Source organism: Arthrobacter sp. AL05, from assembly GCF_029960715.1.
Taxonomy (GTDB): domain Bacteria; phylum Actinomycetota; class Actinomycetes; order Actinomycetales; family Micrococcaceae; genus Arthrobacter.
The window spans coordinates 18,646-27,008 of the sequence record NZ_JASBRC010000021.1; the positions used below are offsets into that span (position 1 = coordinate 18,646).

The 8,363-nt window shown below is 63.2% G+C and carries 7 protein-coding genes; 3 read left to right on the plus strand and 4 right to left on the minus strand.

Features of this window, described 5'->3' with window-relative positions; all coding sequences use genetic code 11:
• Positions 1 to 8 precede the first annotated feature (8 nt).
• From QK287_RS17060 to QK287_RS17075, 4 genes are all read right to left on the minus strand, one after another.
• On the minus strand, positions 9 to 1,223 hold the full coding sequence (locus QK287_RS17060) for an ATP-binding protein (RefSeq protein WP_282360911.1): 1,215 nt from the start codon (positions 1,221 to 1,223) through the stop codon (positions 9 to 11).
• Positions 1,224 to 1,465: 242 nt separating this feature from the next.
• The gene (locus tag QK287_RS17065; RefSeq protein ID WP_282360912.1) at positions 1,466 to 2,971 is read right to left on the minus strand and encodes an SCO6880 family protein; all 1,506 of its coding nucleotides are present in this window, start codon (positions 2,969 to 2,971) and stop codon (positions 1,466 to 1,468) included.
• Positions 2,964 to 4,430 carry a type IV secretion system protein gene (locus QK287_RS17070; protein ID WP_282360913.1) on the minus strand — a complete coding sequence of 489 codons (1,467 nt, stop codon included), beginning with the start codon at positions 4,428 to 4,430 and terminating at the stop codon, positions 2,964 to 2,966. The genes QK287_RS17065 and QK287_RS17070 overlap by 8 nt, the downstream gene beginning before the upstream one ends.
• A gap of 12 nt (positions 4,431 to 4,442) precedes the next feature.
• Positions 4,443 to 4,730: a hypothetical protein gene (locus tag QK287_RS17075; RefSeq protein ID WP_282360914.1), complete on the minus strand. Its 288-nt coding sequence runs from the start codon at positions 4,728 to 4,730 to the stop codon at positions 4,443 to 4,445.
• A 218-nt stretch (positions 4,731 to 4,948) separates the two neighbouring features.
• On the opposite strand from QK287_RS17075, the gene umuD reads away from it, so the two are divergent.
• Genes umuD through QK287_RS17090 form a run of 3 tightly spaced genes read left to right on the plus strand, consistent with a single transcriptional unit; the run spans position 4,949 to position 7,104 of the window.
• Complete coding sequence (gene umuD / locus QK287_RS17080; RefSeq protein ID WP_282360915.1) at positions 4,949 to 5,380, plus strand: translesion error-prone DNA polymerase V autoproteolytic subunit; 432 nt, start codon at positions 4,949 to 4,951, stop codon at positions 5,378 to 5,380.
• Between the two features lie 47 nt (positions 5,381 to 5,427).
• Positions 5,428 to 6,726 (plus strand): Y-family DNA polymerase, encoded by a 1,299-nt coding sequence (locus QK287_RS17085; RefSeq protein WP_282360916.1) that lies wholly within the window; start codon positions 5,428 to 5,430, stop codon positions 6,724 to 6,726.
• A gap of 45 nt (positions 6,727 to 6,771) precedes the next feature.
• A complete protein-coding gene (locus tag QK287_RS17090; protein WP_282360917.1) occupies positions 6,772 to 7,104 on the plus strand; it encodes a hypothetical protein in 333 nt (110 codons plus the stop codon).
• Positions 7,105 to 8,363 lie beyond the last annotated feature (1,259 nt).

Here is an 8,363-nt window from a genome sequence, read left to right on the forward strand (position 1 = left end):
GGTGGCGTTCAGACCATCCGGTCGTCGGTGCCGAAAACTGCCAGTTCATCGGTGGTGACCCGGTTGGCGACGATGAAGGAACGGTTCCCGACTTTCCAGAGCCCGACGCCCTTGGGGAGGTTCTCCACGTGCTCGCATTCGGCCTCCGAAAGACCCAGCGCTTCCTTGGTCAGGCGCATGGCATCGTGCTTCTGGCGGTAGATGATCCTGGTGTCGGCTTCGGTGAGCAGGCCGAGGGCCTTTTGGCGGTGGCCGCTGGTGCTGTCCCCTATTTCGTTGAGATCGGCGACTTTGTGCATGATGAGCAGATTCGCGATGCCGTAGGTACGGGCCAGCCGCCACTGTTCACTCATTTTGGCGAGCATGTAGGGGTCCGCCAGCATGCGCCAGCCCTCGTCGTAGACCACCAGCCGTTTGCCTCCGTCGGGGTTGGTCACAGCCGCTTCCAGCCAGGTGGCACCGCACGCCGCAGCCAAGGACAGCGCTTGCTCAGAGGCGCCGATCAGAGCCGAGGTGTCCATCACCATCATGGGCGCCTCGGCGTCGAAGGAAACGGTGGAGGGCGCGTCAAACATGCCTTCCAAGTCGCCGGACACGGTGCGCCGCAGGGAGTGGCTGACTGCCTGTCCCCCATCCTTGCCGACCAGACCAATGGTTTCCCTAGACGGGTTCAACAAGTGGTCCAGGACCATCGGCAGCGTGGGATTCGAGTTCTGCGCCACAGTCTCCATGAGCGCCATGTCCAGAGCTGTGTGCTCGACCGGATGCAGCGGCATCCCCTGCCGCATGAGCGACACCAGGGCCACCAGAAGGTAGCGGCGGCGTTGCCGGACCACGGCCTGCCACTGCGCCTCGCTCAGCGCACTGGACCGAGGACCGGCGTCGAGCGGATTGACCCGGGCAGCCCGGCCGGGGCCCACAGAAATGACCTTCCCACCGACGGCGTTGGCGACGGCAGCCCACTCACCCTTGGGGTCGGAAGCTACAGCAGCCTTCCGACCCAGCGTGACCGACCTGGCCACCAGGGACTTTCCGCACATGGACTTCCCTGTCCCGACGGTGCCGATAACAACGATCGAAGGGCCGCTGATGACGCCCTTGTCATAGAGAATCCATGGATCATAGGAGAACGCTCCCGAGCCGAAGACGTCTGTGCCAATGTATGTTCCCTCGTGGCCCAGGCCTGATTCGGTGATAAACGGGTAGGCAGCAGCGAAGGTCATAGTGGACGCCCGGTGCGGTGCCGGGCGCAGGCGGTGCGGGCCGCGCAGAGAATTCGGTTCACCGCTCCCCCAGTCGCCGCCGTGCTCCCTTCTGTCGAGCCCGGCGCCGACCGTCTCTCCCAAGCCGCGGAGCGCGGACTCCCACGGTTGGCTGCCAGCAGACGCGTCCTGCCGGCGTCGTTCCTTCCGTTCCTGGCGGTTCCCACCGGCCGGTTCGTAGTGCACCGATTGGCCTGTCCTCTTCACCGCAGTCCCCGTCCAAACGGGAGCGCACCGGCGACGAAGGCAGCCCATTGCTGACCGGCCAGCAACCGCAGTTCGACGAAGGCTCCCGCCGCCGCCGACTCGAGCTCATGCCTATGCCGAGCTAAGTCTTGGAGGGTGCCCGCCGTGATGGTCACGTACGCGGCCGGCCGCACGTCTCCGTGACCGGCGACGATCTCTTCCTCCCGCTGGGTCACTTCTTCTTCCTCTGCCCGTTGCTCCCGGGTGAGCGGCCTGTCGAAGCGTGTGTTGATCCGTCGCCGGGTTTCATGGGCTTCCTGGGCGGAGCGAATGTCCCGCAGCGCCTCAGTTGTGGGTACGGCCCGGATCACCTCGGTCACCGTGTGGCGGAAATCGCCGACATAGATCAGGGGGTGGAGGAAGCCCGGAATGACCCTCTGCCGCGGCCATTCGGCGATCCAGAACGTTTGATGAAAGCCGGAGTCAGTGCGCACATAGGTCCAGTGCTCATCGACCGCCATTGGCCCGGCAGTGACGCTGGACGCCTTTGGTTCTGTATCGTTCTGCGGCCCATGCGCTGTGGTGGAGACTGCAGGCTGTCGGACCGGGGTTGCCGGGGCGGCCGGATCGAAGGCACCGCGGACGACGCCGAGGAGGCCGGCTTCTGGGAGCCATTCCTCCACCCTGACGCTGTGAGTGCCCAATGCGGTGGTCATGGCCTCAACCTCCAGCCGCAGCACCTGTTCGACGCCGACCAGTCCCCCGCCGGACTCCTTGATTCGGCGTCGGGCCTTGGCGGTATCCACGACAAGTGCGACCAAGAGGTCGTGGCTCATCGCCGAGCCGGCCGCAGCGATCAGGTCCTCGTAGGCGCGCTGACCCCAGGTGAGTTCTTCGGGGGTGCTTGCCCGATCTGGGGCGGTGCGTTCATAAAAGTCGCGCAGGGCAGACGAGGGATAGGGAACGGTGTAGTCCTGGACGGCGATTCTGGCGACACTGCTGCGCTGGGCCATACCTGCCTGCACGCGGGACCAGGCCTGAACCGCCCACGCCTTGTCGTCAGAGTCCATAAGCGCGAATGATCTGGTGCTGCAACGCAGCACGGCGATAGCTTCCCTGCCTCGGGAGTCCACGATGAACGACTCACCGGTAGAGGTCCGACGCAATTCCAGGTTCCCCAATCCACCCGGCAGCGCCAAGTGCCCCGCCAAGGCAGCGCGCTCCGGCCTGACCAGGAAGCGGGTCTGCTGGGAGCCCAACCGGTAGAAGAATAGGGCTGCATGCCCGGCCCACACCGGGTAGGGAATCCTCGAATACTGGAGCAACCCGAGCAGGATGAGTGACAGCCAGATTGGTCCCGATGCGAAGAGGCCAACTGGTCCGCGAAGCGCCGATGCCGTGCTGGCTACAAGGACCCCGGCCGCCAGCAGCAGCAACTGGTACCACTTCAGACCCATAAACAAGCCGCGACGCTCGTACCGGGGGAATTTGACGGCCTCGAGGGCGCGTGAATTTTCAGACATGGGAATCACCGTCGTTCAGGTGCTGGACGACTGCTTGCTGTCGGATGGGCGGACGGCCCGGTGTTGCCACCGGCGGCCCCGGCGGGGAGGCTGGCTGCGATGCCTGCGGCGGTGCCGGTCGAGGAGCCGGTGGCGGTGGTGCCGTGCGAGAGGCCGCCTGATCAGCCGACTGCCTCGGCGGCGGGGGCTGCTCGCCGGTTGCACGCGTACCCGGGCCCTCGAGCGGTGCGCCGGGAGTCGAATTCGGACCACGCCTGCCTCCATGCGCCCGGGGTGACGGTCGCTCGCTAGCCGTGGTGCGGGCGTCGAGCATCAATGCGGTGCCATTACCCTGGGGGGTTCGAGGCGACATCGTGCCTGTCTGCGTTTGCGGCAGTGGTGCCCGGGGTGGCAGCACGCGAGTGGGAAACTGCGGTCGGCTCGACTGGATCGGACGCGCCGCAGCTGAGTGCGATGCCAGGCCCGCGAGCGTGAAGCGGCCGCCGGTCTGTCGGCTGATCTGCCGGGCGGCAAAGCCAGAGCTTCGAGAAAGTACGTGACCGCCTCCCGCAGTTTGCGCGGCTGCTGCAAGCTCACCACCCGCGAAACTAACCAGGCGTAACGCCATCAGCGGAGCACCACAAGCCAGGGCCATGCCGACGACACCGGCTGCCAGTCCGGCGAATGACTTGGACTCGGCGAAGAGCTTGATGGCCACGGCCAGCACGGTGGCAGCCAGCGGCTTGGCGAGAAGCAACGCGACGACGATCTCGCACCACCGCCGAGCCCACGTTTGCGTCTTCTCCCACGGCATGAGCATGAGAGCGACCGGTGCGACGGCGGCAAGCACGATGAGCGCAAAGGATCGAAAGATCATTGAACACATCAGGATGAACGCCAGAACCCACACGACGACGACTGCCATGGCGGTGACGACAACCGCCCCGGCCGCGCCTCCACTGGACCCGGGAGCCAAAGAGATGACGTTCCAGTCTCTGCCGGCGCCGGCCGGAGCTTTTTCGAAGCCGAAGAGCCTCATGAACAGCACGTATGGATCTGTTCCCAGGGAGCCAAGAAGCGCCGCGGACGCCGAATCACTGACTCTGGTGAGCTGGCGGACCAAGTACACCGCACCCGCCACCATGGGGACAGCGGCAGCCCCGCCTACCAGAGCCCGCACAAGACGGCGGGGTTGTTGGCTGATCAAACCGGACAGCAGCTGGAGGACCATGGCAACAACAAGGGGTGTCATCATGACGACGACCCACCAACTCGTGAGCCCTTCGACGGCGGTCCACTGCGAATCATCCACGTCCGAGAAGCTGAACGCGCCAGTGATGAAAGACCAGATCCAGGAGGCGATATTTTGGAGAATATTCGCGAAAAGCGACGTGATTGAACCCTGGATGCCGTCGTTCGCTTGGGAGACAAGACCGCACCCGGGCGGCCACCATCCGTTGAGATCACAATCAACCGGCATGACTGGTCGGACCTAGAATCCGAGATTGAACGCCGACTGGGACCAAAGAATGTAACCGTTAATGCCACCCAGGATTGCTGCCACCGGGCCAGTCCAAAGCAGGATCATGCCCCCACCGGAGGCGAGGCGCGACGATTGGCTCAACTTGCCTGCCAACAGCATCGCGGCGCCGAGGATCGCGACAATGGCGATCACGATGAAGGCACCGACGAGGATGCCGCCGCCGATCTGTTTCAGCGACTCGAGAAAGGGAAAGTTGGCGTTCGGGGTGATTCCGGGATCCACAGCTGCCAGCAACATCGGGCGCTCCGTCTGTCGTCTTTGAATGGAATGAGGGGTTTGGGCTCACGACTTCATAGAGGTTGCGGGGCGGGGCGACATGACCGGTGTTGATCCCGGCACGGATTCACCGCTCCTTGGGCATCCTTCATCGGATGCAATCCCGCGGGGAATGCTCAATGTCAGCACCCGGGGCTACACTGAATGCATCGAACATATATTCGAATAAAGGGTGTGTTGTGGGCGTTGTAGTTGGTCCCCGTGTGATAGATGCGGGCATGTCGTTGTTGTCGGTGCTGATCTCTCCGGTCCCCGTCGCGGCCGGGTATCCCTCGCCCGCGCAGGACTACTTTGATGGCCGGATCGACCTGAACGAGCACCTGATCAAGGACATCACCAGCACCTACGTCGTGAGGGTGTCCGGGGACTCGATGGAAGGCGCCGGTATCAGTGACGGCGATGAACTGATCGTCAACCGGGCCCTGGAACCAGTGGACGGTTCCGTGGTCGTCGCGGTCCTCGACGGAGAACTGACCATCAAACGGCTCCGAATCACCACGGGCGGTGTCGTGCTGCAGGCGGAGAATCCGGCCTACCCGGACATTCGGGTGCCCTCGTTGTCGGATCTGGTCGTCTGGGGCGTCGCGACCCGGTGCCTTCACCATGTTTAAGTTGCGCTATTGCGTTAAACGGGAGCTGTGCCGGCATGGGGCCCGCTATGTCTAAGCCGGCTCTCATGCGGCATCTGCCGCAGATCGCTCACGTTGATGTGAACTGCTTCTATGCCTCGGCCGAGCGCGCGTTCAATCCATCCTTGGATGGCCGGCCTGTAGTCGTCTTGTCCAACAACGATGGCTGCGCCGTCACCCGGTCCCCCGAAGCCAAACGCCTGGGTATCGCCATGGGCGAGCCGTGGTTCAAACTCGCACCGCGCGCCAAGGAATGGGGACTCGTTGCCCTCTCGAGCAACTACGAGCTCTACGGCGACATCAGCGCCCGAGTGATGGAACTCCTGGGCCGGTACTCAGCCTGGCTGGAGGTCTACAGCATCGACGAGGCGTTCCTCGGCGTCAAAGGCACCTCGGAAGAACTCCTGGCCCTGGGCCGAGACATGAAAGCAACCGTGCGGCGCAACGTCGGCGTTCCGGTCTGCGTCGGGATCGCGCCAACCAAGACCCTGGCGAAGCTGGCGAACAAATGGGCCAAGAACAACCCGGCCTTCGTCGGGGTCTGCCACTGGGACTCCGTGCCCGCCGCCGACAGGGAATCGCTGATGCGCCGCCTGTCCGTGATCGAGATCTGGGGTGTCGCCACCCGGCTGACCAAACGCCTCAACGCCCTGGGCATCCATTCGATCCTTGATCTGTCCCGGGCGGATCCGGTGATGATCCGGGACCGCTTCTCCGTGGTCCTGATGCGCACCGTCCTGGAACTCCAGGGCACCCCCTGCATCCCGATGGAGGAAGAACGCATCGGCCGGGACCAGCTCATCTTCTCCCGCTCCTTCGCGACCCCCATCACCACCGCGGCCGGGATCCGGCAGGTCATGAGCGTCTACGGCCAGCAGGCCTCGGCACGGCTGGCCAAACACGCACTCCAGGCCAAAGTCCTCACCGCGTTCGCCGGCACCTCACACTTCAACCCCAAAGACACCTCCTACCCCTCGGTCTGCGTGCCACTGCCGATGCCGACCGCCGATCCGGTGCTGCTCACCAAGGCCACCCACGCACTGCTCCCCCGCATCTGCGAGGGAATCAGGTACGCCAGGGCCGGCATCATGGTCACCGACCTCCGGCCCACCGGCAACCAGGCACCCCTGTCCCTGTTCGAGAACCCGCACGAGGAACGCCGCGTCGGAACCCTCCTGGAAGACGTGACCCGCCGGTACGGCCGCGGCTCCATCGGCCTCGGCCACGCCGGAATCCGGGGCGGGCCGGACTGGACCATGAAGCGGGACATGCTCTCCCCCCGCTACACCACCCACTGGGACGAACTCCCCCTCGTCAAAGCCGCCTAAACCCAACTTCGCCCGCTCGACCGCACCACGAAAGAACGCACGCCCATGAGCACCATCACCGCCACGCCGACCCACGACATACTGGTCCGACTCGACGCAGCAGGCAAGCCCCTCGCCATCCGGCACGACGGGCGGATCTGGCTCGTCGACCCCGACACGGAATCACAACAGTGGTTCGGACGGGACGCCTGGTGGGACACCCGACGCACAGCAGCCGTCGGCAGCGGCGACCTCGTCAGCATCGAATTCTGGCGGGTCCAGGTCCGCTCCGGCACGCATGCGGCCCTTCGGTCCGCCACACTCCGCCGGAAACCGCTCTCCACCCAGTGGCTGCTGGACAACATCAGCGACTCCGACGAAACAACCGAAGAAGAGTGAACGGCCGACCCATCAACGATGAGAATTGGGAAGGAATCCGAACGGAATTCGCGCTACCCTCCCTGGAGCTGGTCCACCGCCGACTCTCCGAACTAATGGAAGACCCCGAACCTGTCATGCGACAGCTCGTCCGCGTCTTCTTATCCGGACTATGGAGGATGGGGAATCCCAAAGCTCTAGGCTTCATGGCAATTCATAACATTCATGCTCCCCTGCAGCCCGCGTCGTTTACGGGGTAAAGAAGCGGTGCCATGCTGAATCACCACAGCCGCTCGTTCTGTGGTCGGAATTGGGGGAACTCAGATGCAATGGGGCACGCCGATAAAAGGAAATCCGTGGCCGCATGACATGGTGATACGGGTTGAGGACGACCCGCACCACCTGACACTGCTTCTCTTTGTCCGGGAGGCATGGTCCCTTGCTGGTGACATGGACATTCCGCCCTTAGAGCCCAGACCAGATGTCGGTAGTTCCCAAATGCCCCACACCCTTTTCAACCTGACTGTCGATGGAGTGATTCAGCCGTCCCGGCGTCAGGTCCAGATGGTGGGCGTCTCCCGTCAGGGTCACCGTAAGTTCCGGCGCGGGCAAGGATTTCTTGCCGGCGCGTGTCATGAGGTCATCAACTTATGCTAAGGATTGTGATTAATAACGGTCGGGCGGTGAATAGTTTTAGTTGATATTCTGTCGGCTGGCGATTTATGCACAGATGAATGTAATCGAATTGCCGTTGTGCTAATCTACTTATATAGCCCTCAGCACCAGTTAGCTTGATCGTATTCCTCCGCCGGGGGCTTTTCTGTGTCTAGCCAGACCACTACTCGTAGTGCAGAATGTAAGCTTCGTACATCACGAGGGTTTTGTTAGGGTCCTTGAGGTCCGGGACGGCAGTAGTGACAAACTGGACGCTGTCGAAGTTCTGCTCCCCCCCTCATTCGCCCCGACTGGCTCCGCAGGCGGTTGATGAAAGTCTGCGCTTCCACGTTGACTGGCGCGGGATTTGCTTTGCGATGGATTGTGAGAGCCATGCTGAACCCCTAATGCGCTGGGGTACGAGATAGATTACGCAGCGCCTGGTGCCGGCATCTAGGGACATTGGTAGGTCTACGGCCCCCAGAGAGCATTTGGTATACGCTTCAACGAAGGTTCATTGCTGGGGGAAGTGTTTTTGCTGGCTAGGCTCCTGACCCGTTCTAAAGCCCGTCTAGCTGTAATAACCACGGACGTTGGTGACAGGCGGCGTGGATAGGTGACAAAAA

What these genes read in the sequence shown, in the direction of transcription:
- QK287_RS17060 (WP_282360911.1), bottom strand. Translation starts at nt 1,223, where the DNA reads ATGACCTTCGCTGCTGCCTACCCGTTTATCACCGAATCAGGCCTGGGC.
- QK287_RS17065 (WP_282360912.1), bottom strand. Translation starts at nt 2,971, where the DNA reads ATGTCTGAAAATTCACGCGCCCTCGAGGCCGTCAAATTCCCCCGGTAC.
- QK287_RS17070 (WP_282360913.1), bottom strand. Translation starts at nt 4,430, where the DNA reads ATGCCGGTTGATTGTGATCTCAACGGATGGTGGCCGCCCGGGTGCGGT.
- QK287_RS17075 (WP_282360914.1), bottom strand. Translation starts at nt 4,730, where the DNA reads ATGTTGCTGGCAGCTGTGGATCCCGGAATCACCCCGAACGCCAACTTT.
- QK287_RS17085 (WP_282360916.1), top strand. Translation starts at nt 5,428, where the DNA reads ATGTCTAAGCCGGCTCTCATGCGGCATCTGCCGCAGATCGCTCACGTT.
- QK287_RS17090 (WP_282360917.1), top strand. Translation starts at nt 6,772, where the DNA reads ATGAGCACCATCACCGCCACGCCGACCCACGACATACTGGTCCGACTC.